This window comes from Mycoplana sp. MJR14 (assembly GCF_029210525.1).
GTDB lineage: Bacteria > Pseudomonadota > Alphaproteobacteria > Rhizobiales > Rhizobiaceae > Mycoplana.
On record NZ_JARGEO010000018.1, the window covers coordinates 1 to 24,296 of the forward strand.

Genomic DNA, 24,296 nt, shown 5'->3' on the forward strand with positions numbered 1-24,296 from the left:
TGGTAACTCCAGTCTCCTCGATCTGCTCCGAATGGACAACCTGCTGAAAGCTCACAGCTAGAGCAGGCCGAGTTCGGCGAGTTCGCGGCGAAGCTCCATCGGCAGTTCGGCGCCGTCGGAGCCGAGGCTCTTGAGGTCGCGCGGCGCCTCTTCGTCCTTCAGGTAGCGCCAGCCCTGGAAGGCGCGCTTGGGCTGGAATTCCGTCTCGATCACTTCCGGGCCGAGCACCAGTTCGCAGCGGCCGATCCCGTCGGCATCGGTGAAGGTCTTCAGGTCGAGCAGCCGCTGGCGCGCCTGCACCTGCCCCTTGATCACCCAGTAGAGCGAACCGCCGTCCAAAAGCTCCTCCGCCCGCTTCGGCACCATCCGGGTCGTATGGCTGGAACTCGGCTCGAGCCCGGCGGCCATGGCCACCAGCGCTCGCCTGGACACCCACTCGCGCAGGTCCTCGATCGAATCCGCGCCGACACAAAGCTTGATGAGATGCAGGGCCATGGCCCCTTCAACGCCTTTCCGCGGCCGGCGTCAAGCCGGACGAAGGTGCTCCACAGCCGCAGCAGCCGTCAACATTCGACGACGTTCACGGCCAGACCGCCGGTGGAGGTTTCCTTGTACTTCTCGTTCATGTCCACGCCCGTCTGCCGCATCGTCTCGATGCAGGCGTCGAGCGGGACGAAATGGGTTCCGTCGCCCTTGATGGCCAAGGATGCGGCCGTCACCGCCTTCACCGCGCCGAGCGCGTTGCGCTCGATGCAGGGCACCTGCACAAGCCCGGCCACCGGATCGCAGGTCATGCCGAGATGATGCTCCAGCGCGATCTCGGCGGCGTTCTCGATCTGCTCCGGCGTGCCGCCCATGACGGCGGCGAGCCCCGCTGCCGCCATCGCGGAAGCCGAGCCCACCTCGCCCTGACAGCCCACCTCGGCGCCGGAAATCGACGCATTGTGCTTGATGATGCCGCCGATCGCGGCCGCCGTCAGCAGGTAGTCGCGAATGCCGTCGGCATCGGCGTCCTCGTGGAAGTGCAGGTAGTAGCGGATCGTCGCCGGCACGACGCCCGCAGCCCCGTTGGTCGGCGAGGTGACGACGCGGCCACCGGCGGCGTTCTCCTCGTTCACCGCCATCGCATAGACGCTGAGCCAGTCGTTCGCGAGCAGCGGGTTGGACTTGTTCGAGCGCCACTCGGCATGCAGCTTGTCGTGGATCATCCGGGCGCGTCGCTTGACCTTCAGCCCGCCCGGCATGATGCCCTCGCCCTGCAGGCCCCGGTCGATGCAGCTCGTCATGGCGTTCCAGATCCGGTCGAGGCCCGCATCGAGATCCGCCCGCGACATCGCCGTCTCTTCGTTCGCCCGCTTCATCTGCGCGATCGTCAGCCCGGAGCGCTGCGCCATTTCCAGCATTTCCCTGGCGGTGGCAAAGGGAAACGGCACCTTGCGCTCGCTCGCCTGGGCCTTGGTCGCCCGCATCGCCTCCAGTTCGGTGTCGGTGACGACGAAGCCGCCGCCGACCGAATAGTAGATGCGCTTCAGGAGCAGCCTGCCGTCGCGGTCGAAGGCGGAAAACGACATGCCGTTGGCATGCCCCGGCAGCGGCGTCTTCTTGTCGAAGATCAGGTCGGTCTTCGGCTGGAAGGCGTAGCCCGGGTGGCCCGGCGGCGTGATCCGACCGCTCTGCTCCACCTCGGCGATGATCGCGTCCATCCGGTCGGGATCGACCAGGTCGGGACGCTCCCCCATCAGCCCGAGGATCACGGCACGGTCGGTGCCGTGACCGACGCCGGTGAACGCGAGCGAGCCGTGCAGGCTCATCTTGATGGCTGCCACGGCTGCCCCGGCCGGCCGCGGCCAGTCGGGGGACAGGATCAGTTCGAGGAAGCGGTTGGCCGCCGACATCGGCCCCATCGTATGCGAACTGGACGGGCCGATACCGATCTTGAAGACGTCGAAGACGGAAAGAAACATGCCGTGGACCTGCCGAAACCATGGGCCGCACCGCGACCCTCTGCCGTGTGCGCGCCCTCGCCTGTAAGATGGCGATGCCGGGCGCGCGCGGCAATATGTGAAACCTGCGGGAAAACTACGCGATCGCTGGAGGGGCCCAAGGTGGCGCCCCGACATCCGTCATTGTGCCTGCGACATCGCCGGTGGCGGCGTGTCCAAAACGAAAAAGGCGCGCCAGTGGTCGGCGCGCCGTTCAGTCTCTGCCCGTGATTTCGCTCAGTTGCCGCCGAAGAGGTACACGAGACCGAGAAAGCCTGCAAAACCGAGAACCATGCGGAAGGTGAGGCCCCAGCAGGCCTTCTGTACGGAACTTTCCATGATTTCCCCAAGATGGTGAAGGACATGTCGTCCGTTGCATATCGCCCCGACGACGGCCCTTCATTAGTGAAGGAATGATGAAAAGGCAATCCGGAAAAGTGGCGAAACCAAGGCAAATGCACAACAGTCATACTTTAGAACAATTGCATTTTATTTAAAATCAAAGGGTTGCGATCTTGAGGCATGTGCCGGCTGCATGCCTGCCCGCCACACAAAAGCCGGCAGTCTAAAAATCCGGGCCCGCCGGGCTCACCGCCAGTTTGCAAATCGCATAAACCATGGCACATCACAGGCCCATGACCATCGCCGATCCGATTGCCTTCGTCGTCTTCATCCTGCTGTGGCTGGCCTATGCCAGGACCACCGACAGCCTGCGTTTCCGCAACCGCGTGAGCCTGACGCGGGCGATGAACGCCCAGCGCGCCGCCTGGATCCGCAACGCCATGCGCCGCGACCTGCGCATGATCGATACGCAGATCATGGCGGGCCTGCAGAACGGCACCGCCTTCTTCGCCTCCACCTCGATCCTGGCGCTCGGCGGATGCTTCGCCCTGCTCGGCGCCACCGAGAAGGTCTTCATGATCTTCGGCGACCTGCCTCTGGTGTTCCAGGCCGGCCGCGCCGGATTCGAACTGAAGGTCGGCGGGCTCGCCTGCATCTTCGGATATGCCTTCTTCAAGTTCGGCTGGTCCTACCGGCTGTTCAACTACTGCACCATCCTTCTCGGCGCCGTGCCGATGGCGGGCGACATCCACAAGGACCCGGCGGCGGCCGACCTCGCCGCAGACAAGGTGATCCGCATGAACATCCTCGCCGCCAGCCATTTCAATGCCGGGCTGCGGGCGATTTTTCTGTCGATCGGCTATCTCGGCTGGTTCGTCAGCCCCTATCTCTTCATGGTGACGACCGCCTTCATCATCTTCGTCCTCATCCGCCGGCAGTTCTATTCGGATGCCCGCCGGACCGTGCTCGAACAGGTCGACGTGTGAGGCTGCGCGCGGCGGGGCAGAGCGACCGCACGCCATCTTTTCGGACCGACCGATGCCGACTGGCCCCTTCGTTCCCTCGGCTCGTCAGCCGGCCGGACAACTCTCGATGAACAGGCAGATGACCGATCAACAGACCCCCATTTCGACCGAACAGGCACCCGCCGCAACCACAATGCCGCCCGCGGATGGCGCGGCATCCCCCCGCCGCCTCCCTTGGCTGGACGTGGCGCGCGGCGTGGCGTTGATCGCCATGGCGGTCTACCATTTCAGCTGGGACCTCGACTTCTTCGGCTACATCCCCCAGGGCACCGCTGCCACGGGCGGCTTTCGGATCTTCGCCCGCCTGATCGCCGGCAGCTTCATCTTTCTCGCCGGATTCAGCCTCGTGCTCGGCCATCGCCCGGCCATACGCTGGCGCCCGTTCTGGATCCGGATGGCGAAGATCGCCGCTGCGGCGCTGGCGATCACGGTGGCGACCTATTTCATCTTTCCGTCCGCCTTCATCTTCTTCGGCATCCTGCATCTGATCGCAACGGCGAGCCTGCTGGGCCTGGTGTTCCTGCGGCTGCCGGTTGTCGTGATCCTCGCCTGCTCGGCCGCAGCCTTCGCAGCGCCGCACTTTCTTCGTTCCGCCCTGTTCGACCTGCCCGCCCTGTGGTGGGTCGGCCTGTCGGTGACGCCGCCCCGGTCGAACGACTACGTGCCGCTCCTGCCCTGGTTCGGTGCGTTTCTGCTCGGAATGGCTGCCGCACGCCTCTACGCGCGCTTCGTGAAGGCCAAGCCCGCGGCACCCGGCCGGCTCGTCGACAGCCGGGCCGGCGCGCTGCTGGCGAAGGCCGGCAGGCACAGCCTGCCGATCTATCTGGCGCACCAGCCCATCCTGATCGCGCTGGTCTATCTCGCTTCGCTGGTGGTGCCGCCGCCGGCGCCCGATCCGGTCGCAAGCTACGGCCGCAGTTGCGTCGCCGCCTGCAGCGCCGACACGGATCAGGCCTTCTGCCAGGCCTTCTGCGCCTGCACGGTCGAACAACTGGTGCAGCGCAAGCTGTTCGAGCCGCTCAATCGAGGGGAAATCAACGTCAATACGGATGCCCGGATCGCCGATATCTCACAGCAATGCACCGCCGCGGCGTTTTCGGCGGGGCAACCAGGCGAACAGGCAGGCGAATAGGAAAGGTCAGGTCCCGACGCCGATCTCGGCCAGCCGCGTCAGGCAGGCTTCCTCGACATTGTCGAGCTCGGTCAGCGTTTCGTCGATGTCCCTGCGCTTCTGCCGCAGGTCGTCGCGCTTCTCGCTGACCTTCTGCATCAGAAGTTGAAGCTGGCCAATCTCGCCGGGCGGATCCTTGTAGACCTGGATGATCTCGCGGATCTCCGAGATGGTGAAGCCGATGCGGCGCCCGCGCAGGATTTCCTTGATCAGGTGCCGGTCGGCCGGCCGGAACAGTCGCGTGCGCCCGCGCCGCTCGGGATGGATCAGACCTTCGTCTTCGTAGAAGCGCAGCGTCCGCGTGGAGACGCCGAATTCGCGCGTCAGCTCTGTTATGGTATAGTACTTGTTCACACCGGCTCCGGATATTTCGTCGGCGCGATTTTATTTACTTTGACGTGAAAGTCAATTTTTCCGGTTCACGCGATCGAGAACCACCAGGTCGCAAGCCCGAGGAACGAGAAGAATCCGGTCGTATCCGTCACGGCGGTCACGAACACCGCCGACGACACGGCGGGGTCCGCCCCCACCTTGTCCAGCACCAGTGGAATCAGGATCCCGGCCAGCGCCGCCGCCATCATGTTGATCAGCATCGCGGTCGCGATGATCCCGCCGATGTTCGGATCGTGAAACCAGAGCCCGGCGACGCAGCCGATCAGCGTGCCGCAGAGCATGCCGTTGAGCAGGCCGACGCCGGCCTCGCGGCGAACCACCCGCCAGGCGTTGTGGATGTCGAGGTTGCGGGTCGCGAGCGCCCGCACCGTCACCGTCATCGTCTGCGAGCCGGCATTTCCGCCCATCCCGGCGACGATCGGCATCAGGATCGCCAGCGCCACGATCTGCTCGATGGTCGCCTCGAACAGCGAGATCACGGAGGCGGCGATCGAGGCGGTGAACAGGTTGACGAGCAGCCACGGCACGCGCGAACGCGAGGTCTCCAGCACCGTATCCGACAGTTCCTCGTCGCCGACGCCGCCGAGACGCATCAGGTCCTCTTCCGCCTCTTCCTGGATGACGTCCACCACGTCGTCGATCGTCAGGACGCCGACCAGGCGGCCGTTCTCGTCGACGACGGCCGCCGACAGAAGGTCGTACTGCTCGAAGAGCTGTGCTGCCTCCTCCTGGTCCATCAGCGCCGGGATGGGATGGCTCGTCTGGCGCATGACCGCCTCGACCTTGACGTCCCGCTTGGAGCGCAGCACGCGGTCGAGTTCGACGACGCCGAGCAGGCGGAACGTCGGATCGATCACGAAGATCTCGGTGAAGCTGTCGGGAAGGTCCTCGTCCTCGCGCATGTAGTCGATCGTCTGGCCGATCGTCCAGAACGGCGGCACGGCCACGAATTCCGAACGCATGCGGCGGCCGGCCGTGCTTTCGGGATAGCCGAGCGAACGGCGCAGGCGCACGCGCTCGGTGAAGGGCAGCTTGGCGAGGATCTCCTCCCGGTCGGCCTGGTCGAGGTCCTCCAGGATGTAGACGGCATCGTCGGAATCCATCTCGCCGATGGCGGCGGCGATCTGCTCGTTCGGCAGGTGCTCGACGATATCGAGACGGATCGCCTCGTCGACCTCGGTCAGCGCCGCAAGGTCGAAATCCGCCCCCAGCAGCGAGACGAGCGCCCGGCGCTGGTCCGGCTGAATCGCCTCCAGGAGGTCGCCCATTTCGGATTCGTGCAGATGGGCGACGTGCCGGCGCAAGAACAGGATGTCGCGGTCGGCGACCGCCGCCCCGACCTGCATGAGGAAATCGCTGCGAACCGAGCCGTCCGGTGCATAGATGTCGTCGACGTCGACCGCGTGTCCCTCGGCAGGGCGGGCGCGCTCGCGATCGTCTTCGCCGGTGTCCGTCATCCGAGCCGCTCCTCGAAAAGCATGCCCCGGCACCGCGCCAGCCTGGAACGCGAACGGTGAAGGGGGAATGGGATTGCGCCGCCTTGCAGGCGACAGGACGGCCATCGCCCTGTCACAGGTTCCGTGCTAGCCGAAACCTGTGACAGGGTCCACACCGCGCGCGGCAAATCCCGGCGTCACCGCGCCAAATTTCTTCCACTGTTGCCGGAACGGCGGGCCGCGTCGCCGGGCACCATAATCAGGCAAAGCGGCCAGCGCAGACCGCCTGGGAGCGGCGTCTTCCCAAATGCCGGAAGGACCGCTACGTCGATCCGGAGACAACCGAGGAACCCGACATGACGATACGGCCGATCCTGCGTTTTCCCGACGAGCGGCTGCGCACCCGCTGCGCCGCGGTGACCCGATTCGATGCCGCGCTCGCCGCGCTTGCGGCCGATCTCGCCGAGACGATGCGCGCAGCCCCCGGGATCGGCATCACCGCAGCCCACATCGGCGAGCTCGTGCGGCTGACAGTGATCGAGGTCGATGGGCCGGCATCGACGCGCATCTACGTCAACCCGCAGATCGACTGGTTCTCCACCGAGACCCGCCGGCACACCGAGGGCAGCGTGTCGATGCCGGGCGTCACCGAGGAGATCGAGCGCCCGGCCCGCATCCGGCTGAGCTACCAGTCTCTTTCGGGCGAACACCAGACCGAGGAGGCAGACGGTCTCTTGTCGGTGTGCCTGCAACACGAGATCGACCAGCTCGACGGCATCTTCTGGATCGACAGGCTGTCACGGCTGAAGCGCGAGCGCGTCGTGAAGAAATTCCGCAAGCTGCAACCCTGATCGGCAGCGCGGGCAGGCCCGCGACGACCCGATTCAGGACAGCGCGAGGCGTGCGGCTGCCGATGTACCGGCCCGTCGTCCCTACCCCGGGCCACCACCTCGCATACGCCTCGACTACCTCCGGGTGTGCAACTCCTGATCAATGCACCTGCACCGCCCTAACCGGCCGGCAATATGCAACCTAAGCACTAAGACGATGATCGCATACGACGTTTGTTCTGTCAGGCGCGACTGACCTTCGACATCGAAGAATGTATAGTTTCGCCGTCAAGTATTGCCCCGGCCTCAAGAGGTGAACTCATGAACATGGCAGGCGTTGTAAACAGAGTAATGGCCCGTGATCTGTCCTATGTGCTCGGCCGATTTCATACCGTTCGCAGCGCCTACGGATCCTTGCGTCACACGTTGGAGGCGATGAAGCCTGCGTCCCGCGACACAGCGCACAAACCCTCCACCCTCTTTCCCGATGCCGATGTGAACGGCATCGTCCGCAGCATCCGCGAAGAGGCCGTCTTCATCGGCCTCAATCTTCCGCCGGCGACCGTGGAGGCGATCAAGTCGTTCGCCCTCACCGAGCCGCTGCATGCGATCTACGATCCGAACGGCCCGACCTTCCGCTATGCGGACGTGACCAACGGCGTGGCCGCCGACGGGCGGAAGATGCCGATCGGCGGCGTCTCCGATCCTGCCCGCTGCCCCGAGATCCGGGAGGTCATCAACGACCCCGTCCTGCGCGCGATCGTTCGCGGCTATCTCGGACACGAGCCGCGCAAGATCACGACGATCCTCGACTGGAGTTTCGGCTCGAACATGAGCGACGAGGAGCGGCGGCAACTGAAGCATCACGTCATCGACTACCACTACGATGTCGGCGGCTACGACTTCCTCTATGCGAGCTTCTACATCACCGACACCGATCGCCATTCCGGCGCCCATGTCATGATCAGGCGCTCGCACAAGAGCAAGCCGCTCCGGATGCTGCTCGGCTCCGCCCGCGCCAGCCAGGACGCCGTCTACAAGGAGTTCGGGCAGGAGAACGAGCTGATCATCGAGGGCCCGGCCGGGACCGGCTTCGTCGAGGACACCTCGTGCTACCACCGTGCCTCGCCGCCCACCCGCGGCGACCGCCTGATGCTGGCGATCCGCTTCATCAACTGAGGTCCGGCGGTCGTCGCTGCGCCCTCCCCTGGAGCCCGACCGCAGGCCGATCGCGCAAGCGACCTGCCTGCGTCGCTCGCCGGCTGTGCCTGCCCTCTCCCCGGACGGATGCGATTGCACACGAAAGGTGATATCGTCGCCATTGTCATGCGACTGCTGACGCCAGTTGAGGGCGACGACATGGCGAAAGGCTATTTCTCCAGGCGCAGGGATTTTCTCTACTACAGATACATCGAACAGATCGTGTCTGTACTGGCGTCCGACGCGAGGTCCTATCTCGATGTCGGCAGTTCCGACGCCGAGTACATCGAGAGCTTCCGCTGGATTCCCGTCCGCCACACGGTCGATATCCGCCGTCCCTATTCGTCGCCGAACGTCGTCGGCATCAAGCAGGACTTCTTCACCTTTCAACCGGATGCGAAATATGACTTCGTGTCCTGCTTCCAGGTTCTCGAGCACATTCCCGATGCCGCCGCCTTCGCGCAGCACCTGACGCAGATGGCGGATCGGGTGCTCGTATCTGTCCCCTTCCTGTGGCCGGAAGGCAGCAACAGGCACCACGTGCACGACCCCGTCGATCTGGAGAAACTGAGCGGCTGGTTCGGCCGGGCGCCCGACTACAGCATCGTCGTGGAGGAGCCGCTGCGCAATCCCGCCAAGGGCCGGCGCCTGATCGCCTACTACCACAATGCCGGGGAGATGCCGTCCTATGCCGATCTGCGCCGGAACCAGCGGAAGACCGGACGGGGTTGGAGGAAGGCCGGTCAGGCCGGAGCTCGCGAGCGTCCCGCGGCGGCGGCGAAGACCGGGACGTAGTCGGGGCGCTGGAACGCATATCGGGCCGCCGACCGGGCCTACGCGAAAACGCGCCTCAGCGCCCGCCCACGGTGTTGTTCATGCGCTGGTTCGGGGCGAAGGTAGGGTGATCACCCTACCCCCATCCCCGGGCGTGGCGATCGTCGGCAAAGGATGGCGGCCGACGGGAACCTTATCGCAGGGAGTGTGCGCCCGTGGTCTTGGCGGCAAACACGGGCGGCATCGCCTTGGCTTGCAATCCGGCTTCGAGGCATGCAGCTATGAAGTCCTCACGCGCAATCGCGAGCGGTGTCATCTTGTTGAGCGAGCCTCGGCAGGAACGAACAGCCCTCAGGTACTTCTGGCCGTGGCGCGTCGGCCATTCGTTTTCCAGAAAGTCCAGAGCGTCATAGGGGCCATGGAAGATGTGCTCGTTGCCGTTTTGAAGCTGAACGGATACGGCGACGGACCAAGGTACGTCGGGTATGTGCATTGAAAGACCTCCTCTCAGTTACCCGATGGTGAAAGAAGCAGTGCCTATATTTGTTCGGCATCACGCAGGGTCAAGAGGCGGTCATATGATCGTCAGCTCCCCACAGCATCCTGACGGCGCACCACAGCAGCTCGTCGGCGCGCTCCAGAGAATCGCGGCGCAGCTGTGCCACGTCGAGAGATGATGTCTTGAGGGAAATCTGGATGGTGCCGCGCCCGTCGATATGCGCGAAATGCGCAGGCACGCGGCGAACGTAATGCCACTTTGCCCCGCGCGCCTTAAGGTAGCGCATGGGATCACGGGCGATCGTCAGTTGTTTTGGTTTGCGCGCCACCGCGAGCCTTTCCAGAAAGGGCCTTGCGGTGCATTTTGCAGTGCAGAACTAAGCGCGTCGTCTGTCCCCCCAAAAGGGGAATGCTAAATTGCAATGGTAAAACGGATAGTTGGCCGAAAGCCAAATGGTGCGGTCGAGAAGACTCGAACTTCCACGGGTTGCCCCACAGCGACCTCAACGCTGCGCGTCTACCAATTCCGCCACGACCGCATCGTGGTAGGTGCCGATTTGCGCCGGCGGGGCTGCATGTAGCAAAAGCCCTGTGGGTGCACAAGGCCATTGCAACAGAAATCTGACGGCAAAGACAACAATTTCAACAGGCCTTGGAGGTGCGCGATTTCGGCCCTCAGAACCTTGCATCGGCCGGCCTATATTGGCAGAGAAGTGCCCGAAGGACCCGACCATGCAACGCGCAGAACTCGAAAAATCCATGCATGCCGTGAAAGGCTCGCCGCCGATCCGCTGGCGCATCGAGCCCGGCCTCGTCCCCTATGACGTGGCCGTGCAAACGATGGAGCGCGAGGCCGCGGCCATTGCCGCGGGCGAGGCCGACGAACTGGTCTGGCTGGTCGAGCATCCGCCGCTCTACACCGCCGGAACGAGCGCCGATGCGGTCGACCTCGTCGATCCGGACCGTTTTCCCGTGTTCCAGACCGGACGCGGCGGCGAGTACACCTATCATGGCCCCGGCCAGAGGGTCGTCTACGTCATGCTCGACCTGAAGCGCCGCCGGCAGGACGTTCGCGCCTTCGTGGCCGCCCTCGAGGATGTCGTCATCGAGACGCTAGCGCAGATGAACGTTCGGGGCGAGCGGCGCGAGGACCGCGTCGGCGTCTGGGTCCGGCGCCCCGAGCGCCCGCCCCTGCCCGACGGCTCGCCGGCGGAGGACAAGATCGCCGCGATCGGCATCCGCCTGCGCCGCTGGGTCAGCTTTCACGGCCTGTCGCTCAATGTCGATCCGGACCTGGATCATTTCGGCGGCATCGTCCCTTGCGGCATCCGCGGCTACGGCGTCACGAGCCTCGTCGATCTCGGCCTCCCCGTCATGATGAGCGACGTCGATCTTCTGCTGAAGGCCGCCTTCGAGACCGTCTTCGGCCCCGTGGCGCAGCTTCCCTCGACGGATCGATAGGCCCCGGCAGTGCTGCGGTCTCAGGCAAACAGGCGATCGCAGGCGTAGACGATCGCATAGGCGTGCAGGCCGACGGCGGCATAAAGGCCGCAACCGGCAAGCACGCGCTCCCGCCCCGTCATCGGCACCAGCGAGTGCCGCGGCTTCACGCCGCTCCGGCTGCCGAGCATGCTCAGGAGGGTGAACACCGCAAGCCCGGCCACCAGCGCCATCGGCGGCAGGCCGATTCGCCAGCCGACGCCCAGCACGAGCAGCGCGACGGCGAAGCTGGAGGCGATCAGCGCCGGGCGCGAGGCAAACACCTGCCGCAGCACCTGCCCGCCGTCGAACCGCTGCATCGGCAGGAGGTTCAGCAGATTGAACGCCCCGAGGATGGCGAGGAAGACGAGCACGATTCGCGAAGCATCCGTGTTCGATCCGCCGTCCTCCCCGAGCAGGGCCTGCAGTGCCGCAAGCACCGGCACCAGGAAGGCAGACAGCCCCGCCCCCATCAGGGCGCAGAACGAGACCTCGAACAGGGAATTGTAGGGCCGGCCACCGATGGCGATCCCGCCGAGGAAGGGGATGAAGATCATGCGCACCTGCCTGTGCCCGCAGGCCCGGTAGGCAGCCATGTGGCCGAACTCGTGCAGGACGATGACGACCGTCAGCATCGCCGACAGCATCAGGCCATAGAGGTGCAGCCCGAAGAACGGCCAGAGCAGCAGCGTGGACAGGACGGCAAGCCCCGCCTGCACGACCGGCTTCTCGAACAGCCCGTTCGGCGACGACGCGCCCTTCTGCAGCCACTGGTCCAGCGCCCTCGCCTCGCGCCGGAGCGAGAAATAGCGGTAGAGCAGGAAGGCGAGTCCGCGATAGCGGTCCGTCTGCTCGATCGTCAGCACGCTGCCGGCCTGCGTGGCCGACAGCGAGCGCCGCTCGCGGAAATGCCGCCAGAACCCCGGATCCAGCGCGCTGTCGTCGATGACCCGCGCGCAGTAGGCCAGCCGCTCCTGCCCATGCGTCGTGACGTCGCTCACCTGCAGCGTGCGCAGGATCGGCTTTCCTGTCCTGTCCACCTGCGCATAGGCCTGGCGGACGCGGCCATCGCCGATCCGGGTGGTGGAAAGGACGGAGTGATGCCAGTCCGAGTTGGCGCCCAGCGGAAAGACCGCCGACCACACCTTCATCGCATCCGCATCGAAGCGCCGGCGCAGGCGAAGCGTCCGCCGCCCGAGCGGGGCCGCCAGAAGCAGCCAGACGAGGCCGAGATTGATGCCGAGCAGGATGACAACGGACAATTCCGGCGACACGCAAACGCTCCTCGAGCCACCCCGCGCGCCGTCTGAAAGCGGCCGAACGCATGCGACGCGGCATGGAATTCCATGGACGACACGCGCACCGCGGCGGAACCGGCCCGGCGATGCGCCCTGGCCTCACGCTATGCTTCAAATGTTAAGAAAGCGACCCGGCGGCGAGTGGCTTCACGACCGCACAACCGCCAGAACCGTGCCGCATCGGCACAGCCGTCTCAATCCGGCGCAGCCAGGGCGCTCTCCCGGGCGGCCATCCGTTCACGCCAGATGATGAACAGGCCGGAGGCCACGATGATGGCGATGCCCACCCATTTCCAGAGGTTCGGAAAATCGCCGAACAGCGCATAGCCCAGCATCGTCGCCGAGATGATCTCGAAATACTGGAACGGTGCGAGCAGCGACAGCGGCGCCATCCGGAAGGCGCGCACGACCAGCAGATGCGCATAGCCGGACAGCGAGCCGAGGATCAGGAGCAGCACCAGCGACAGCGGCGTCTGCGGCAGCGACAGCGCGAAATTCTCCATTCCGCCGAGGTTTCCGACGGCAAGGGCGGCAGCCATGAACATCATGCCGCCGAAGCCCGAGATCGTCTGCATCGTCAGCGGCGTGTCGCCCTCCCCGATCGCCCGGTTCAAGAACAGGTAGAGCGAAAAGAGAAACGCGCAGGCGACCGGAAGCAGCGCGGTCACCCCGAAGATCGCAAAGCTCGGCTGGATGACGATCAGCGCCCCGCCGAAGCCGACCGCGATCGCCAGCCACCGCCGCCATCCGACGCGCTCGCCGAGGAAGAACGCCGACATCGCCGTCAGCATGAACGGTTCGACGAAGTAGATCGCAAACACGTCGGCGAGCGGCATGTATTTCACCGCGACGAAGAACAGCAGGCTCGCCGCACCGTGCAGCACCCCGCGCAGGAGGTTCATCCATGGCCGCTTCGCCCGGAAGGCGTTTCGCCCCATCACCGTCAGAAGCAGCGGCAGCGTGCAGACGAGCTGGAAGAAGAAGCGGTAGAAGGTCACCTGCCCCGGCGACATGCCTTCGTAAGTCGCCATGTACTTGGCGATCGCATCCATACCGGGAAGGATGGTCATGGCGAACGCCATCAAAGCCATCCCCTGCATCGTGTGCTGCCTGAAGTGTTCCGTCGTTGACGGTTGCATGGATGAACTCCGGGGGCCGGTGGCGCAGATGGCGGGACAGGCGATCATGGGCGGAATCGCCGCGCGACCCTTGCTGCTGCGCTTTCAACAGCATCGCGCACGGCATAGTCAAGCCGGCGCTGTGCTGATGGCGGCCATGCGCCGCGAAGCCCCGGGCGCTGCGGCGGGGCGCGCCGCAATTGGGGTAGCCAGCCAGCCTCTCCATCCTTAAGATTTCGCTGAAGAAAACGGAGGCCGTCATGGCGAAGTCCGGCGACGACAACACGATCCCCTTCCGCTCGCCCCGCGCCGACGGCGACACGCTCGGCGGCCGCATCTGGCGCGCGCGCGACGCGCTCGACCTGTCGCTCGGTGAACTCGCAGCCCGGATGGGCCTGCCGGAGGAGACGGTCGGCGACTGGGAGCGCGACCATGCCGAGCCGCGCACGCAGGCCCTGTTCATGCTGGCCGGCGTCCTCGGCGTGTCGCCGTCCTGGCTGATCGCCGGGATCGGCGAGGCCCCGTCCGAGACGGGGCCGGAGGCGCTCGCCCATCCCCTGTTCGACCGCCTGCAGGAGATCCGCCGCCTGCATGCCCAGACCGGCGAGGCGATCGAAGCGCTCGAGGCCGAGATCGCCCGGCTGGGTATCCGCGGTCGCCGAAGCGATGATTGAGCGCACCCGCAGTTGAGATGGACTTGAGTGCCCGCCCGGGCTCTGCAATGGTCCGCATCGAATCAGGTTTCACTGGAGTTAAGGAGAGAAATCATGGACGTACGCGCCGCCGTCGCCGTTCAGGCCGGAAAGCCGCTGGAAGTCATGACCGTGCAGTTGGAAGGCCCGCGGGCCGGCGAGGTGCTGATCGAGGTCAAGGCCACCGGCATCTGCCACACCGATGATTTCACCCTCTCCGGCGCCGATCCGGAGGGCCTGTTCCCGGCCATCCTCGGCCACGAGGGCGCCGGCATCGTCGTCGACGTCGGCCCGGGCGTCACATCGGTGAAGAAGGGCGACCACGTCATTCCGCTCTATACCCCGGAATGCCGCGAGTGCTACTCCTGCCTGTCGCGCAAGACCAACCTCTGCACCGCGATCCGCGCCACCCAGGGCCAGGGCCTGATGCCAGACGGCACCTCGCGCTTCTCGATCGGCAAGGACAAGATCCACCACTACATGGGCTGCTCCACCTTCGCCAACTTCACCGTGCTGCCGGAAATCGCCGTCGCCAAGGTCAATCCCGACGCGCCCTTCGACAAGATCTGCTACATCGGCTGCGGCGTCACCACCGGCATCGGCGCCGTCATCAACACCGCCAAGGTCGAGATCGGCTCGACCGCGATCGTCTTCGGCCTTGGCGGCATCGGCCTGAACGTCCTGCAGGGCCTGCGCCTTGCCGGCGCCGACATGATCATCGGCGTCGACATCAACCCCGACCGCAAGGCCTGGGGCGAGAAGTTCGGCATGACCCATTTCGTCAACCCGAAGGACGTCGGCGACGACATCGTGCCCTACCTCGTCAACATGACGAAGCGGGGCGGCGACCTGATCGGCGGCGCCGACTACACCTTCGACTGCACCGGCAACACCAAGGTGATGCGCCAGGCGCTCGAAAGCGCCCACCGCGGCTGGGGCAAGTCGGTCATCATCGGCGTCGCCGGCGCCGGCCAGGAGATTTCGACCCGCCCCTTCCAGCTCGTCACCGGCCGCCAGTGGATGGGCACGGCCTTCGGCGGCGCCCGCGGCCGCACCGACGTGCCGAAGATCGTCGACTGGTACATGGACGGCAAGATCCAGATCGACCCGATGATCACCCACACCATGCCGCTCGAAGACATCAACAACGGCTTCGAGCTGATGCACAAGGGCGAAAGCATCCGCGGCGTGGTGGTCTATTGAGCGCTCTGCCCGCCTACACGGTCGACGTGCGGAGGCTCGACGAGTTCTCCGCCGTCGATCTCTACGCCATGCTAAAGATGCGGGTCGACGTCTTCGTCGTGGAGCAGAACTGCCCCTACCCGGAGCTCGACGGCAACGATCCGGATTGCCTGCATCTGCGGCTGCTTCAGGGTGCGGACCTGCTCGCCTGCGCAAGGCTCTGGCGTCCGGTCGCCGATGCGCATCCCCGCATCGGTCGCGTCGCCGTCTCGCCCGACCATCGCGGCAAACGCCTGGGCGAGGCGCTGATGCGCGAGGCGATCACGGCCTGCGAGCAGCTCTACCCGAACGAGGCGATCGCGCTGTCCGCGCAGAGCCACCTGACCCGCTTCTACGAAGCCTTTGGCTTTTTGCCGACTTCGGAGGAATATCTGGAAGACGGCATCCCGCATGTGGACATGCTGCGGCCGCCCTCGCCCGGAAACGCCTGAAGGACACGACAGCGAACACGCCATGATCTATGTCGACGCCGATGCCTGCCCGGTCAAGCCGGAGATCCTGAAGGTCGCCGAGCGCCACGGGATCGAGGTCACCTTCGTGGCCAATTCCGGCCTCAGGCCCTCGCGCGACCCGATGGTGAAGAACGTCATCGTCTCGGGAAGCTTCGATGCCGCCGACGACTGGATCGTCGATCACGTCGCGGCCGGCGATATCGTCGTCACCGCCGACGTGCCGCTGGCCGGCCGGTGCGTGGGCAAGGACGCCTTCGTCACCGGGCCGACGGGACGGGTCTTCGACAGGACCAACATCGGCATGGCGACCGCGATGCGCGATCTCGGCCAGCACCTGCGCGAGACGGGCGAGAGCAAGGGCTACAACGCCGCCTTTTCGCCGCGCGACCGCTCGGCCTTTCTCGAAACGCTGGACCGCCTGTGCCGCCGGTCGAAAGCGGCAGGTGCTGCGCCATGAGCGTCCAGGCCAAGGCGGCGGCGGGACACAGCCGCCATCGCCCGTTCTACATTGCCGCGATCATCGCGCTCCTGGTCCTGCCGGCCGCCCTCTGGCTGCGGATGCGCATTGCCGCGCAGCTGAGCGCGATCACCTTCTTCACGCTGTACCTGGTGATGATCGGCCAGCGCCTGCCCTATCTCACCGGCAGCTTCCTCCGGAAACATGCAGTCGATTCCGACGCGCCGGCGCCGATCATCCTGCTCGTGACGGTGGGCGCCTTCGCCGTCTCGCTCGCCTCCCTGTTCATCGTGCTGAACGAAGGCGAGGTGGTCGATCTGCTGGACCTCACGCTCTCCTTCGCTTCGGTGGTGCTCGGCTGGTTCACGATCCACACGATGGCCGCGGTCCACTATGCCCATGTCTACTGGCGCCCGCATGGCGGAAAGGCGCTGGAGCCCGCGGAGCGGGGACTGGATTTCCCGGAAACCGACACGCCCGGCATCTTCGATTTCCTCTACTTCGCCTTCGTGATCGGCATGACGGCGCAGACGTCGGACGTGGCCATCACCACCACGCAGATGCGCAAGCTCAACCTCATGCATGCGATCGTCTCGTTCTTCTTCAACACCGTGCTGGTCGCAGCCGCCGTCAATGCGGCGGTGGCGCTGGCCTCGTGACCGCGAAACACCGATGGAGTTCCCATGAAAGTCCTATCCCAGAACCAGGCCTTCGGCGGCATGCAGGGCGTGTTCGCCCATGATTCGCTGGCCTGCAATTGCGAGATGACCTTTGCGGTCTTCGTGCCGCCGAAGGCGATCAAGGAGCCCTGCCCGGTTCTGTGGTATCTCTCCGGCCTGACCTGCACCCACGCCAACGTCATGGAGAAGGGCGAGTACCGCCGCATGGCCGCCGAGCTCGGCCTGATCGTCGTCTGCCCCGACACCAGCCCGCGCGGCAACGACGTGCCGGACGAACTGACGAACTGGCAGATGGGCAAGGGCGCCGGCTTCTACCTCGACGCCACCGAGAAGCCCTGGGCCGAGCACTACCAGATGTATACCTACGTCACCGAGGAACTGCCGGCCTTCGTCGGCCAGCATTTCCGCGTCGACATGGGCCGCCAGGGCATCTTCGGCCATTCGATGGGCGGCCACGGCGCCATGACGATCGCGCTGAAGCATCCCGACCGCTTCAGGAGCTGCTCCGCCTTCGCCCCGATCGTCCAACCTTCGACCGCCGACTGGTCTTCCGGCTCCTTCGAGAAGTACCTGGGACCCGACCAGGCGGCCTGGCGGCAGTACGACGCCTGCGCCCTCGTCGAGGACGGCGCCCGCTTCCCGGAATTCCTGATCGACCAGGGCAAAGCCGACGGCTTCCTGGAGAACGGCCTGCGTCCCTGGCTGTTCGAGGAGGCGATCCAGGGCACCGACATCGGCCTGACGCTGCGCATGCACGAACGCTACGACCACTCCTACTACTTCATCTCGACCTTCATGGACGACCACCTGCGGTGGCACGCCGAGCGGCTCGGCTGACACAAGTGGGGCGGACGGATGCCATGGCGCCCGCGCAGCCATCCCTGCACGGGCGCCTCTTGTCTTTCTGTGCCGCAATCGCGATATAGGCGGGCAGCAGACGGCTGCTGCCGCGACGTCAAGACGAAGACGGCGCGGGAACGATCGCGGGGACGGCCCCGCTCCTTTCAAACGGAGCAGGATATGTCCTGGATTTTGCTCGTACTTGCCGGCCTCTTCGAAATCGGCTGGGCCATCGGGCTGAAATACACCGACGGCTTCACCAGACCCGTTCCCACCGCGCTGACCGTCGGCGCCATGGTGATCAGCATCGTGCTGCTCGGCCTTGCCGTCCGCCACCTGCCGATGGGGACCGCCTATGCGGTCTGGACCGGCATAGGCACGGTCGGCACCGTCATCCTGGGCATCATGCTCTTTGCGGAACCGGTGACCGCCCTGCGGCTCGGCTGCATCGCCCTGATCGTTACCGGCATCATGGGCCTGAAGTTCGCCGCCTGATCCATCCTCGGCTCTGCCGGTCGGGGCGCGAGCGCGCCCGGCACGAAGACGAGATGGAGCGGGGCAAAGGAGACCGTGATCGCGGCATCGCCGCGATCACGCACCGGCCGGATAGGTGCCAAACGACGTCAGTTGCAGCTGGTCGTCGCCGTCACGACGCAGGGCGCCGGCTTCTTCGCGGCACTCGCCTCGGTCTTCGGCTTGCGCACGCGCGGCTTGACGGTGAGCGCGGCTTCGCTCGGGATGATCACCGGATCGGCCGCAGGCGCGGCGGAAACCTTTGCAGGCGCCTGCGGCGCCGTCTGCCTGTGAGCTGTCGATGCCGGCTTCCGGTAGGCTTTTGTCGACCTGGCCGAGCCCGTCGACGCTGCCCGCACCGGCGCAAGGCTGTAGGTGACGGCGATCCGCTGCGAGATGGCATTGGCCAGCGCCCTGTCCGCCGCCTTGCCGGTCATGAAGCTGTTGACCGTGAAGCGTTCGCTGCCGACGGGTGCGCCCGGCCCGCCGCGCAGCAGGACCGTGACCTCGGCCGAGTTGCGGCCGGCCTGGGCGCCCGCACCGCGGATCTCGTTGGAAAGCTGCACTTCCATCGCCACCTTCGGCAGCGGCACCGGCCGCCGGGTCGCCCGGACCGAGCGCTTCAGCTGCTGTCCGGTCAGTTCCACCACGGCCTTCGACACCGATCCGTCGCCAACGACCGAAACCTTGCGGATATCCTTCAGCGTCTCGGCATGGGCGACAGCACACATCGCCGCCATCGCCAGCGCTACGAGCGGCACACGAAGAAAGGTCATCATCATGAAATTGCATCCGTAAATCGATGGTCGCCGGCAGACCGAATCAACCTGTCCCTGCCATCGCCATGGCACGGACAGGCGCGGCGGGGCAAGCCCGAGATGCAATCAATGGTAAACGCGAACGGCGCGGCGAGCCGCGCCCCTCAGCGCGCGGTCTCGTCGGCGAACACCGCGGCTGCGACTTCGAGCTCCTGCCGTCGCAACTCGCGACGCCGGAAGGCCTCCTCGTCCGTGCCCCAGTGCTCGATCTGCCAGTCCTCGTCGACATGGGCGAGCCGCCAGACGGTCTCGGCGTCGAGACGGCCGTGCGCAAAGGCCAGCGCGAGGATCGCCGAGCCCGTCAGCGTCGTCACGGTGTGGATGCAGGCGAGCGCCAGCGGCGAGCGAAACGCTCCGAGCGATGCGGCAACGGCCGCGATCGCCTGCGCCGGCTGCTCCTGATGGATGACGCCCTCGGCCAGGATGAAGCGCGCGCCGAGCTCATATGCAGCCCATTCGAGCACCGGGTCCCACGCATCCCGCTGGGTCGCCACCAGCCGCTCCGGGCTGTCGGCGCGATAGCAGATCATATCGGTGCCGGCGAAGCGGACGATCTCGTCGGCGACGGCTTCGACATTGTCGGAAACGCCGTCGATCGCCGTGTTGACGAGCCGCGTCACCGGCATCTTCGCCGGATCGATCTCTTCCGCCTGAGCCTCCCACTCGGCCTTCAGCCGTTCGGCCAGGCGCGCGGAAGAGACCACAAGCGGCCGCTTGGCCGGCGTGCGAACGGCACGGCCGTCGAGCAGGACGCCGAAGCCGTCGTCGCCCTGCCCGATCGAAACGTCCTTGTAGAAGCGCTTCGGCAGCGGCCGTTTCATCTGGATCTGCGCCCGGCGCACCGGATCCGGGTCGCTCATGGCCTCGGAAAGATCGGAGAGAATGTCACGCATCGGATAATTCCAGCCACTCGAGCAGTTCGGCCGGCTCCCTTAGAATGTGGTCCGCCCCCGCCTCGACGAGTTCGGGCACGCTGGCATAGCCCCAGGCGACGCCGACGGCCTGCGCGCCGGCAGCCTTCGCCATCTGCATATCGTAAATCGCATCGCCGATGACAACCGTCCGCGCCGCATCGATGCCGGTTTCGGCGCAACATTCGGCCACCATCGCCGGGTGCGGCTTGGACGGGCAATCGTCGGCGGTCCGTGAAACGAAGAAGGTCTTTTCGAAACCATGCGCGAGCCGGATCGCGTCCAGTCCGCGGCGCGACTTGCCGGTCACGGCCCCGATGATCATGTCGTCCTGCCGCTCCAGCCTGCGGATCAGCGTCTCGATACCGGGAAAGAGCGGCTCCTGGTAACCCGGCTCGCCGCGCACGCCCATGAAGATCTTCTTGTAGTGCGCCGTCATCGCCAGCGCTTCGTCGTCCACATGCGCCTTGCCCTGCAGGCGGGCGATCGCGATGTCGAGCGTCAGGCCGATGATGCCCTTTGTCGCCTCCAGGCCCACACGCTCGAAGCCGAAATCGGCAAACGTCCGCGCCATCACCTCGTGGATCAGATGGGCGCTGTCGACCAACGTGCCGTCGCAATCGAAGAGAACAAGCCGCATCAGTCGTCCTCGTCCGCGGCATTCTGGTCGAAGCCGAAGACGTTCCAGGTCTGCACCATGTGCGGCGGCAGCGGCGCGGTCACCCGCAGGCGCCCGCCGGAGGGATGCGGAATGTCGATGTGGCGGGCATGCAGGTGCAGCCGGTTCTGCACGCCGCCGGGGAAGGTCCAGTTGATGTCCGCCTCGAAATATTTCGGGTCGCCGATGATCGGATGGCCGATATGGGCGGCATGGACGCGAAGCTGGTGGGTGCGCCCGGTATAGGGCTCCATCTCCAGCCAGGCGAAGTTCTGCCCGGCCTGCTCGACGATACGGTAGTAGGAGACGGCGTGGTCGGCCCCCTCCTCGCCGTGCCTGGCGATCCGCATGCGGTCGCCGTCCGCCGTCTGCTCCTTCACCAGCCAGGTCGAGATCTTGTCCTCGCGCTTGCGCGGAACGCCCTTGACGATCGCCCAGTAGGTCTTCTTGGTGTCGCGCTCGCGGAAGGCCGCCGTCAGCTTCTGCGCCGCCCCGCGGGTCCTGGCAATGACGAGCACGCCGGAGGTGTCGCGGTCGAGACGGTGGACGAGCCGCGGCTTCTCGCCCTTCTGGTTCGTCCAGGCCTCCAGCATCTTGTCGATGTGGCGGGTGACGCCCGAGCCGCCCTGCACGGCGATGCCCGCCGGCTTGTTCAGCACGAACACCTTGTCGTCCTCGTGCAGCAGCATGCGGGAAAGCAGCTCGCCGTCCGGCGAATGCTTCAGGTCGCGGCCGCCGATCGGCCCGGCCTTCGTCTCCTTGGCGTCCACGCCCATCGGCGGGATGCGCACGGTCTGTCCGGGCTGCACCCGGGTATCGGTCTTGGCCCGGCCGCCATCGACGCGCACCTGGCCGGAGCGCAGGAGCTTCTGCAACTGGCCGAAGCCCAGCCCCGGATAGTGGACCTTGAACCAGCGGTCGAGCCGCATGCCCGCCTCGTCCTGGTCCACCTGCCTGTGTTCGATACCTGCCATCTTCGCCTTCTCTCTTTGGGCCGTGCTTTAGCCCATGTCCCGGCAAAGGGGAAGTTGCAGGGAGGACGGATCAGAAGGCGCGGAAGGTCAGCGTCGTCAGCGAGCGGACGATGCCGGGGATCGAGGCGATGTGATCGTTGATGAACTTGCCGATGTCCTCTTCGCTCTCGACATAGACCTTCAGCAGCAGGTCGTATTCGCCGCTGGTGGAATAGAGCTCGGAGATCAGTTCGGTGGCGTAGAGCGCATCGGCCACCTCGTAGGTCTTCCCGGGGGCGCATTGCAGTTGCACGAAAATCGGTTTCATCGGCTCACTCCGCGCGCCGCATCAAGCGGCGATTGTCCGGCCGGCCTCGCCCGGCCGCCATCTGCGGGTCTTATGGCGGAGATCGCGTCTTTGACGCAAGAGGCATGCTCGATTTTGCGCCGCCGGCGGCAAGGTGCTTCCGGCAATTCATTAAAACTCGATTAAAAACGAGCCGCCCGCATTAGATTTTGCGCAATCCGGTTGTGCTAATGACGGACTGTTGAACACCGAAAATTGTAGAAGACGACATGGCGCAGATCGTAACCGTATCCCCTGCTACCGCCGCCTATGCCTCGCAGGCATACAAGGCGACCACCCGTCCGGCGACCCTCTTCGAGCAGAAGATCGAGGCGTGGACGGATGCTGCCCGGATCGGCGACAATTTCCAGCTCAGGGGAATCCTGACGGTCGTCAAGCCGCCCGCCCTCGCGCTCGCGCTCCTGACCATGGAACGGCAGACCGACACGACCGTTGCGACGGCCGCCCGGTCCTATGCCGAAAACGGCGGCGAGGACGACCTGATCGCAGCCCCCGAGGGCATGCCCGCACGCGAGGACTGACCCGGACCGCAGCCGCCCGCGACACCCATGGCAAGGCTCCCGCGTTTGCGGGAGCCTTTTTCGTTCATGCCGGCGAAATCGGACGGCATGGCAGGGGGCGACAAATAATTGTTCAACCGCGACGCTTCGCTCTTGCCAAAATCCGGTCGACGGATTTATGTGGCGAAGACCTCGCTGGGAGAAGCCGGTTTCGCACCGGTGCCGAAGGAGCAACCGCCCCCGGAAACTCTCAGGCAAAAGGACCAGCAAGGTGCCGACAGGACTCTGGAGAGTGGCGTTTTCGCGCCCGCCGAAGGGATAACAATCTCAGGCGAAAAGGACAGAGGGGGCTCATGAGAACGGCGCGAGAGCGCCAGTGATGGGCCGGCGCGCGAGCGCCAGAAGACTGGAGGGCGCCTTTTGGACGTCGCGTCTGACCTGAAGAAGACCCCTTTGCACGATCTCAACGTGTCGCTCGGTGCCCGCATGGTGCCGTTCGCGGGCTATGAGATGCCGGTGCAGTTCCCCGCAGGCGTGCTCAAGGAGCACCTGCACACCCGCGCCGCAGCCGGACTGTTCGACGTTTCCCACATGGGACAGGTGATCGTGCGTGCCCGCTCCGGCGACAATGCCGATGCCGCGCGCGCGCTGGAGAGCCTTGTGCCGGTCGACGTCGTCGGCCTTGCCGAAGGGCGCCAGCGCTATGCGCTCTTCACCGCAGAAGACGGCGGCATCCTCGACGACCTGATGATCGCCAACCGCGGCGACCATTTCTTCGTCGTCGTCAACGCCGCCTGCAAGGACACCGATCTCGCCCACATGCAGGAGCGCATCGGCGACAGCTGCGAAGTGACGATGCTCGCCGACCGCGCGCTCATCGCCCTGCAGGGTCCGCGCGCCGAGGCGGTTCTGGCCGAACTCTGGGGCGACATCGCCGGCATGCGCTTCATGGACGTGCGCGCCTGCGACCTGCACGACGCCGACTGCATCGTCTCGCGTTCCGGCTACACCGGCGAGGACGGCTTCGAGATATCGATTCCCGCCGACCGGGCCGAGACGGTCTGTCGCCATCTGCTGGATCATCCGGACGTGATGCCGATCGGGCTCGGCGCCCGCGATTCGCTACGCCTCGAGGCCGGCCTCTGCCTCTACGGCAACGACATCGACACGACGACGACGCCGGTCGAGGCGGCGCTCGAATGGGCGATCCAGAAGGTGCGCCGCACCGGCGGCGACCGTGCCGGCGGCTTTCCGGGAGCTGGCGCCATCCTCGGCCAGTTCGCTTCGGGAACGGCCCGCCGCCGCGTCGGCCTGAAGGTCGACGGCAAGGCCCCGGTCCGCCCGCCGGCCAGGCTCTATTCGGACGCGGACGGAAAGGTCGAGATCGGCCACGTCACCTCCGGCGGCTTCGGGCCGAGCGTCGAGGCCCCCGTCGCCATGGGCTACGTGCCGGTCGCGCTTGCCGCGCCCGGAACGCCGCTCTTCGCCGAGGTGCGCGGCAAGTACCTGCCCGTCACCGTCACCGCCCTGCCCTTCGTGCCCAACACCTTCAAGCGTTGACCGATGGTTGCCATCGCCCCTCACACGGCTGCCGCCACCGTCTCCCCGCAAGCGGGAAGAAGGACTTCGCCGCAGGCGCCCTCGTCCCGCGGGGCCGCCTGCACGGA

At 65.8% G+C, this 24,296-nt stretch carries 29 protein-coding genes, 1 tRNA gene and 2 riboswitches; of the genes, 16 read left to right on the top strand and 14 right to left on the bottom strand.

Annotation, left to right across the window (positions count from 1 at the left end):
* Window positions 1-57: 57 nt before the first annotated feature.
* Both P0086_RS24465 and P0086_RS24470 read right to left on the bottom strand, forming a co-directional pair.
* Entirely contained in the window at window positions 58-495 is a 438-nt protein-coding gene (locus tag P0086_RS24465) for a DUF1489 family protein (RefSeq protein ID WP_112593991.1), read from the bottom strand.
* A 68-nt stretch (window positions 496-563) separates the two neighbouring features.
* Entirely contained in the window at window positions 564-1,964 is a 1,401-nt protein-coding gene (locus P0086_RS24470) for an L-serine ammonia-lyase (RefSeq protein ID WP_112593990.1), read from the bottom strand.
* A 653-nt stretch (window positions 1,965-2,617) separates the two neighbouring features.
* Between P0086_RS24470 and P0086_RS24475 the strand changes: the two genes are divergently transcribed.
* Together P0086_RS24475 and P0086_RS24480 are read left to right on the top strand one after the other, a co-directional pair.
* The gene (locus P0086_RS24475) at window positions 2,618-3,310 is read left to right on the top strand and encodes a DUF599 family protein (RefSeq protein WP_112593989.1); all 693 of its coding nucleotides are present in this window, start codon (window positions 2,618-2,620) and stop codon (window positions 3,308-3,310) included.
* 118 nt (window positions 3,311-3,428) lie between these two features.
* Window positions 3,429-4,481, top strand: a complete 1,053-nt coding sequence (locus tag P0086_RS24480) for a DUF1624 domain-containing protein (RefSeq protein ID WP_275790685.1) — start codon at window positions 3,429-3,431, stop codon at window positions 4,479-4,481.
* Between the two features lie 6 nt (window positions 4,482-4,487).
* Here P0086_RS24480 and P0086_RS24485 read toward each other — a convergent pair whose 3' ends face one another.
* Together P0086_RS24485 and mgtE are read right to left on the bottom strand one after the other, a co-directional pair.
* Entirely contained in the window at window positions 4,488-4,874 is a 387-nt protein-coding gene (locus P0086_RS24485; RefSeq protein ID WP_112595843.1) for a MerR family DNA-binding transcriptional regulator, read from the bottom strand.
* Between the two features lie 65 nt (window positions 4,875-4,939).
* Window positions 4,940-6,370: a magnesium transporter gene (gene mgtE / locus P0086_RS24490; RefSeq protein ID WP_112595845.1), complete on the bottom strand. Its 1,431-nt coding sequence runs from the start codon at window positions 6,368-6,370 to the stop codon at window positions 4,940-4,942.
* 335 nt (window positions 6,371-6,705) lie between these two features.
* On the opposite strand from mgtE, the gene P0086_RS24495 reads away from it, so the two are divergent.
* The 3 genes from P0086_RS24495 to P0086_RS24505 all read left to right on the top strand — a co-directional run bounded on the left by P0086_RS24495 (window position 6,706) and on the right by P0086_RS24505 (window position 9,174).
* Window positions 6,706-7,200 carry a peptide deformylase gene (locus tag P0086_RS24495; protein WP_275790687.1) on the top strand — a complete coding sequence of 165 codons (495 nt, stop codon included), beginning with the start codon at window positions 6,706-6,708 and terminating at the stop codon, window positions 7,198-7,200.
* A gap of 414 nt (window positions 7,201-7,614) precedes the next feature.
* Complete coding sequence (locus P0086_RS24500) at window positions 7,615-8,358, top strand: hypothetical protein (protein ID WP_275790688.1); 744 nt, start codon at window positions 7,615-7,617, stop codon at window positions 8,356-8,358.
* Window positions 8,359-8,538: 180 nt separating this feature from the next.
* The gene (locus P0086_RS24505; protein WP_162702563.1) at window positions 8,539-9,174 is read left to right on the top strand and encodes a methyltransferase domain-containing protein; all 636 of its coding nucleotides are present in this window, start codon (window positions 8,539-8,541) and stop codon (window positions 9,172-9,174) included.
* A 172-nt stretch (window positions 9,175-9,346) separates the two neighbouring features.
* Here P0086_RS24505 and P0086_RS24510 read toward each other — a convergent pair whose 3' ends face one another.
* The 3 genes from P0086_RS24510 to P0086_RS24520 all read right to left on the bottom strand — a co-directional run bounded on the left by P0086_RS24510 (window position 9,347) and on the right by P0086_RS24520 (window position 10,190).
* A complete protein-coding gene (locus P0086_RS24510; protein WP_275790691.1) occupies window positions 9,347-9,646 on the bottom strand; it encodes a DUF982 domain-containing protein in 300 nt (99 codons plus the stop codon).
* A gap of 70 nt (window positions 9,647-9,716) precedes the next feature.
* Entirely contained in the window at window positions 9,717-9,980 is a 264-nt protein-coding gene (locus P0086_RS24515; protein ID WP_275790693.1) for a DUF6538 domain-containing protein, read from the bottom strand.
* Window positions 9,981-10,105: 125 nt separating this feature from the next.
* A tRNA-Leu gene (locus P0086_RS24520) sits at window positions 10,106-10,190 on the bottom strand.
* Between the two features lie 193 nt (window positions 10,191-10,383).
* On the opposite strand from P0086_RS24520, the gene lipB reads away from it, so the two are divergent.
* Window positions 10,384-11,112 carry a lipoyl(octanoyl) transferase LipB gene (lipB, locus tag P0086_RS24525; protein ID WP_112612481.1) on the top strand — a complete coding sequence of 243 codons (729 nt, stop codon included), beginning with the start codon at window positions 10,384-10,386 and terminating at the stop codon, window positions 11,110-11,112.
* Between the two features lie 20 nt (window positions 11,113-11,132).
* Here lipB and P0086_RS24530 read toward each other — a convergent pair whose 3' ends face one another.
* Both P0086_RS24530 and P0086_RS24535 read right to left on the bottom strand, forming a co-directional pair.
* A complete protein-coding gene (locus P0086_RS24530) occupies window positions 11,133-12,404 on the bottom strand; it encodes a hypothetical protein (protein WP_275790695.1) in 1,272 nt (423 codons plus the stop codon).
* A gap of 218 nt (window positions 12,405-12,622) precedes the next feature.
* The gene (locus tag P0086_RS24535; RefSeq protein WP_275790697.1) at window positions 12,623-13,567 is read right to left on the bottom strand and encodes a DMT family transporter; all 945 of its coding nucleotides are present in this window, start codon (window positions 13,565-13,567) and stop codon (window positions 12,623-12,625) included.
* Here P0086_RS24535 and P0086_RS24540 point away from each other — a divergent pair.
* The 8 genes from P0086_RS24540 to sugE all read left to right on the top strand — a co-directional run bounded on the left by P0086_RS24540 (window position 13,497) and on the right by sugE (window position 18,404).
* Window positions 13,497-13,778, top strand: coding sequence for a hypothetical protein (locus P0086_RS24540; protein ID WP_275790740.1), 282 nt, complete (start codon window positions 13,497-13,499; stop codon window positions 13,776-13,778). The two genes, P0086_RS24535 and P0086_RS24540, sit on opposite strands and share 71 nt — an antisense overlap.
* A 28-nt stretch (window positions 13,779-13,806) precedes the next feature.
* On the top strand, window positions 13,807-14,220 hold the full coding sequence (locus P0086_RS24545) for a helix-turn-helix domain-containing protein (RefSeq protein WP_275790699.1): 414 nt from the start codon (window positions 13,807-13,809) through the stop codon (window positions 14,218-14,220).
* Window positions 14,221-14,313: 93 nt separating this feature from the next.
* Window positions 14,314-15,441 (top strand): S-(hydroxymethyl)glutathione dehydrogenase/class III alcohol dehydrogenase, encoded by a 1,128-nt coding sequence (locus tag P0086_RS24550; RefSeq protein ID WP_275790701.1) that lies wholly within the window; start codon window positions 14,314-14,316, stop codon window positions 15,439-15,441.
* The gene (locus P0086_RS24555) at window positions 15,438-15,911 is read left to right on the top strand and encodes a GNAT family N-acetyltransferase (protein ID WP_275790702.1); all 474 of its coding nucleotides are present in this window, start codon (window positions 15,438-15,440) and stop codon (window positions 15,909-15,911) included. Before P0086_RS24550 ends, P0086_RS24555 begins: the two co-directional genes overlap by 4 nt.
* A 22-nt stretch (window positions 15,912-15,933) precedes the next feature.
* The gene (locus P0086_RS24560; RefSeq protein ID WP_148179895.1) at window positions 15,934-16,389 is read left to right on the top strand and encodes a YaiI/YqxD family protein; all 456 of its coding nucleotides are present in this window, start codon (window positions 15,934-15,936) and stop codon (window positions 16,387-16,389) included.
* On the top strand, window positions 16,386-17,048 hold the full coding sequence (locus P0086_RS24565) for a DUF1345 domain-containing protein (RefSeq protein WP_275790705.1): 663 nt from the start codon (window positions 16,386-16,388) through the stop codon (window positions 17,046-17,048). Before P0086_RS24560 ends, P0086_RS24565 begins: the two co-directional genes overlap by 4 nt.
* Before the next feature lie 24 nt (window positions 17,049-17,072).
* Window positions 17,073-17,906, top strand: coding sequence for an S-formylglutathione hydrolase (fghA, locus tag P0086_RS24570; RefSeq protein ID WP_275790706.1), 834 nt, complete (start codon window positions 17,073-17,075; stop codon window positions 17,904-17,906).
* A 183-nt stretch (window positions 17,907-18,089) separates the two neighbouring features.
* Window positions 18,090-18,404, top strand: a complete 315-nt coding sequence (sugE, locus tag P0086_RS24575; protein WP_112595868.1) for a quaternary ammonium compound efflux SMR transporter SugE — start codon at window positions 18,090-18,092, stop codon at window positions 18,402-18,404.
* A 128-nt stretch (window positions 18,405-18,532) separates the two neighbouring features.
* Here the strand turns inward: sugE and P0086_RS24580 are convergent, their stop codons facing one another.
* From P0086_RS24580 to P0086_RS24600, 5 genes are all read right to left on the bottom strand, one after another.
* Window positions 18,533-19,204, bottom strand: a complete 672-nt coding sequence (locus P0086_RS24580) for a hypothetical protein (RefSeq protein WP_275790708.1) — start codon at window positions 19,202-19,204, stop codon at window positions 18,533-18,535.
* Between the two features lie 140 nt (window positions 19,205-19,344).
* A complete protein-coding gene (locus P0086_RS24585; protein ID WP_275790710.1) occupies window positions 19,345-20,133 on the bottom strand; it encodes an ATP12 family protein in 789 nt (262 codons plus the stop codon).
* A complete protein-coding gene (locus P0086_RS24590; RefSeq protein ID WP_275790712.1) occupies window positions 20,126-20,791 on the bottom strand; it encodes an HAD-IA family hydrolase in 666 nt (221 codons plus the stop codon). The genes P0086_RS24585 and P0086_RS24590 overlap by 8 nt, the downstream gene beginning before the upstream one ends.
* Window positions 20,791-21,783, bottom strand: a complete 993-nt coding sequence (locus P0086_RS24595; protein ID WP_112595876.1) for an RluA family pseudouridine synthase — start codon at window positions 21,781-21,783, stop codon at window positions 20,791-20,793. Before P0086_RS24595 ends, P0086_RS24590 begins: the two co-directional genes overlap by 1 nt.
* A gap of 70 nt (window positions 21,784-21,853) precedes the next feature.
* Entirely contained in the window at window positions 21,854-22,090 is a 237-nt protein-coding gene (locus P0086_RS24600) for an Lrp/AsnC ligand binding domain-containing protein (protein ID WP_112595878.1), read from the bottom strand.
* Window positions 22,091-22,338: 248 nt separating this feature from the next.
* On the opposite strand from P0086_RS24600, the gene P0086_RS24605 reads away from it, so the two are divergent.
* Complete coding sequence (locus P0086_RS24605) at window positions 22,339-22,650, top strand: hypothetical protein (RefSeq protein WP_112595879.1); 312 nt, start codon at window positions 22,339-22,341, stop codon at window positions 22,648-22,650.
* 165 nt (window positions 22,651-22,815) lie between these two features.
* A riboswitch (glycine riboswitch) is annotated at window positions 22,816-22,901 on the top strand.
* A gap of 3 nt (window positions 22,902-22,904) precedes the next feature.
* Window positions 22,905-22,983, top strand: a riboswitch (glycine riboswitch).
* A 66-nt stretch (window positions 22,984-23,049) separates the two neighbouring features.
* Entirely contained in the window at window positions 23,050-24,189 is a 1,140-nt protein-coding gene (gene gcvT / locus P0086_RS24610; protein ID WP_275790716.1) for a glycine cleavage system aminomethyltransferase GcvT, read from the top strand.
* The last annotated feature ends 107 nt before the right edge of the window (window positions 24,190-24,296 follow it).

Excerpts from the sequence above, each read along its gene's own strand:
- fghA (WP_275790706.1), top strand. The coding sequence starts at position 17,073 with ATGAAAGTCCTATCCCAGAACCAGGCCTTCGGCGGCATGCAGGGCGTG.
- P0086_RS24475 (WP_112593989.1), top strand. The coding sequence starts at position 2,618 with ATGACCATCGCCGATCCGATTGCCTTCGTCGTCTTCATCCTGCTGTGG.
- P0086_RS24595 (WP_112595876.1), bottom strand. The coding sequence starts at position 21,783 with ATGGCAGGTATCGAACACAGGCAGGTGGACCAGGACGAGGCGGGCATG.
- mgtE (WP_112595845.1), bottom strand. The coding sequence starts at position 6,370 with ATGACGGACACCGGCGAAGACGATCGCGAGCGCGCCCGCCCTGCCGAG.
- P0086_RS24470 (WP_112593990.1), bottom strand. The coding sequence starts at position 1,964 with ATGTTTCTTTCCGTCTTCGACGTCTTCAAGATCGGTATCGGCCCGTCC.
- P0086_RS24540 (WP_275790740.1), top strand. The coding sequence starts at position 13,497 with ATGGCGAACGCCATCAAAGCCATCCCCTGCATCGTGTGCTGCCTGAAG.
- P0086_RS24600 (WP_112595878.1), bottom strand. The coding sequence starts at position 22,090 with ATGAAACCGATTTTCGTGCAACTGCAATGCGCCCCCGGGAAGACCTAC.
- P0086_RS24500 (WP_275790688.1), top strand. The coding sequence starts at position 7,615 with ATGAAGCCTGCGTCCCGCGACACAGCGCACAAACCCTCCACCCTCTTT.
- P0086_RS24560 (WP_148179895.1), top strand. The coding sequence starts at position 15,934 with ATGATCTATGTCGACGCCGATGCCTGCCCGGTCAAGCCGGAGATCCTG.
- P0086_RS24510 (WP_275790691.1), bottom strand. The coding sequence starts at position 9,646 with ATGCACATACCCGACGTACCTTGGTCCGTCGCCGTATCCGTTCAGCTT.
- P0086_RS24565 (WP_275790705.1), top strand. The coding sequence starts at position 16,386 with ATGAGCGTCCAGGCCAAGGCGGCGGCGGGACACAGCCGCCATCGCCCG.
- lipB (WP_112612481.1), top strand. The coding sequence starts at position 10,384 with ATGCAACGCGCAGAACTCGAAAAATCCATGCATGCCGTGAAAGGCTCG.
- sugE (WP_112595868.1), top strand. The coding sequence starts at position 18,090 with ATGTCCTGGATTTTGCTCGTACTTGCCGGCCTCTTCGAAATCGGCTGG.
- P0086_RS24580 (WP_275790708.1), bottom strand. The coding sequence starts at position 19,204 with ATGATGATGACCTTTCTTCGTGTGCCGCTCGTAGCGCTGGCGATGGCG.
- P0086_RS24505 (WP_162702563.1), top strand. The coding sequence starts at position 8,539 with ATGGCGAAAGGCTATTTCTCCAGGCGCAGGGATTTTCTCTACTACAGA.
- P0086_RS24605 (WP_112595879.1), top strand. The coding sequence starts at position 22,339 with ATGGCGCAGATCGTAACCGTATCCCCTGCTACCGCCGCCTATGCCTCG.
- P0086_RS24550 (WP_275790701.1), top strand. The coding sequence starts at position 14,314 with ATGGACGTACGCGCCGCCGTCGCCGTTCAGGCCGGAAAGCCGCTGGAA.
- P0086_RS24585 (WP_275790710.1), bottom strand. The coding sequence starts at position 20,133 with ATGCGTGACATTCTCTCCGATCTTTCCGAGGCCATGAGCGACCCGGAT.
- P0086_RS24465 (WP_112593991.1), bottom strand. The coding sequence starts at position 495 with ATGGCCCTGCATCTCATCAAGCTTTGTGTCGGCGCGGATTCGATCGAG.
- P0086_RS24535 (WP_275790697.1), bottom strand. The coding sequence starts at position 13,567 with ATGCAACCGTCAACGACGGAACACTTCAGGCAGCACACGATGCAGGGG.
- P0086_RS24590 (WP_275790712.1), bottom strand. The coding sequence starts at position 20,791 with ATGCGGCTTGTTCTCTTCGATTGCGACGGCACGTTGGTCGACAGCGCC.
- P0086_RS24495 (WP_275790687.1), top strand. The coding sequence starts at position 6,706 with ATGACGATACGGCCGATCCTGCGTTTTCCCGACGAGCGGCTGCGCACC.
- P0086_RS24480 (WP_275790685.1), top strand. The coding sequence starts at position 3,429 with ATGACCGATCAACAGACCCCCATTTCGACCGAACAGGCACCCGCCGCA.
- P0086_RS24545 (WP_275790699.1), top strand. The coding sequence starts at position 13,807 with ATGGCGAAGTCCGGCGACGACAACACGATCCCCTTCCGCTCGCCCCGC.